The sequence below is a fragment of the Gammaproteobacteria bacterium genome, assembly GCA_003696665.1.
GTDB lineage: Bacteria > Pseudomonadota > Gammaproteobacteria > Enterobacterales.
This window is the reverse complement of the sequence record RFGJ01000626.1, coordinates 1-1,722: the sequence shown is the minus strand read 5'-3', so window position 1 is coordinate 1,722 and position 1,722 is coordinate 1. Positions and strand designations below refer to the sequence as shown.

Below are 1,722 nucleotides of genomic sequence, written 5' to 3'. Positions count from 1 at the left end.
GTCATCAGTTTTGCGCCCGGCTCAGATGAAGACGCCATTATGGAGGTGGCGATCGAAGCCGGAGCAGATGATGTGATCACCAATGATGATGGCTCCATCGAAGTACGTACCTCGCCGGAGAATTTTGGCCCAGTTCAGGATGCGTTAAAAGCGGCTGGACTTGAGTTTGCCAATGCTGAGGTCACCATGTTGCCAAGCACGGAAGTGGCGCTTGATAAAGAGACGGCAGAATCGGTTCTGAAGCTTGTCGAGCGACTTGAAGATCTCGACGATACGCAAAATGTGTATACCAATGCTGACTTTCCTGAAGATGTCTTTACGTCAGCAGAATGACAGTACGCGTGCTGCTTGGTATTGATCCAGGCTCTAGGGTGACTGGCTATGGCGTGATCCGTGTTGAAAGCGGGCGCGTTGAATACTTGGATAGCGGTTGTATTCGAGCTAAGGCGCTCAAGGATGATATCCCCTCACGGCTACTGGCAATTTACAATGGCATTCAAACACTTGTTGCCCAATATCAACCGGATGAAGTTGCTGTGGAGGACATCTTTGTCGCCCATAATGTCCAGTCTGCATTGAAGCTCGGGCACGCACGCGGGGCGGCGATTGTGGCGGCCACAGCTGCGGCGCTGCCTGTGTTTGAGTACAGCGCCAGACAGGTGAAACAAGCGATTGTCGGCTACGGAAATGCCGACAAAAGTCAAGTGCAGCACATGGTTCAGCAGTTACTGGGGCTGGATAAGGTGCCCGCGAGCGATGCGGCCGACGCACTTGCTGTAGCACTGTGTCACTGGCATAGTCAGAAAGCATTTGCCAAAGTTGGCCGAAGCCGCAGCACGAGGGGAAGAATTCGATGATTGCACACTTGAAGGGCACCTTAGTGACGAAACAACCGCCCGAAGTCGTGGTGGACGTGGGTGGCGTGGGTTACCAGGTGATCGTGCCGATGACGACATTTTATCAGTTGCCGGCTGAGGGGCAGAAGGTCTCGTTATTGACCCATATGTCAGTGCGCGAAGATGCCCATGTCCTTTATGGTTTTCTCGATGCCAGCAGCCGAGATTTGTTTCGGTTACTGATACGCATTAACGGCGTTGGCCCGAAAATGGCTTTGGCCATTTTGTCGGCGATGGAACCATTCGAGCTGATGAGCCGGATCAGAGAAGAAGATGTGGCTGGACTGACCAAGATTCCCGGTGTCGGTAAGAAAACAGCGGAGCGTTTAATGGTCGAGATGCGTGATAAGATAGCCACCGATGCAGTCCCCGAACAAGGCACTTTATCGAACGCGTCAAGCGCCCACACATCGGCCCAGTTGCGTTGGGAAAAAGAAGCATTAGCGGCGTTGGTCTCACTTGGCTACTCACCGGCACAGGCGTCACGTGCTTTGTCTCGCCTTGATGGGCCATTTGAAAACTGTGAACAAATGATAAGATTGGCGTTGAAGCAGTTAGCGCCATAAGGAAATTGATGCATGATCGAAAGTGATCGACTGATTAGTGGACAGTTGCAAGCTGACGAGGATGGTTTCGATCGTGCCGTCAGGCCGAAACGCTTGGCTGACTACCAAGGGCAGCCACGGGTGAAAGCTCAACTGGAAATTTTTATTGAGGCCGCCAGACGGCGTATGGCACATGCCGGAGAAGCGTTTGAGGAAGCGCTTGATCATGTCCTGATTTTTGGCCCGCCTGGACTTGGCAAAACCACTCTGGCCCATATCAT

General features: G+C 52.7%; 4 protein-coding genes. All 4 read left to right on the top strand.

What is annotated here, in order from left to right; all coding sequences use genetic code 11:
- Positions 1-333: YebC/PmpR family DNA-binding transcriptional regulator (locus D6694_15165; GenBank protein RMH34561.1), on the top strand; the 333-nt coding region annotated here is incomplete at its 5' end.
- Positions 330-857 carry a crossover junction endodeoxyribonuclease RuvC gene (gene ruvC / locus D6694_15160; GenBank protein RMH34560.1) on the top strand — a complete coding sequence of 176 codons (528 nt, stop codon included), beginning with the start codon at positions 330-332 and terminating at the stop codon, positions 855-857. The genes D6694_15165 and ruvC, both read left to right, overlap by 4 nt.
- Positions 854-1,462 (top strand): Holliday junction branch migration protein RuvA, encoded by a 609-nt coding sequence (gene ruvA, locus D6694_15155; GenBank protein ID RMH34559.1) that lies wholly within the window; start codon positions 854-856, stop codon positions 1,460-1,462. Before ruvC ends, ruvA begins: the two co-directional genes overlap by 4 nt.
- Positions 1,463-1,474: 12 nt before the next feature.
- On the top strand, positions 1,475-1,722 hold a 248-nt coding region (locus tag D6694_15150), incomplete at its 3' end, for a Holliday junction branch migration DNA helicase RuvB (GenBank protein ID RMH34558.1).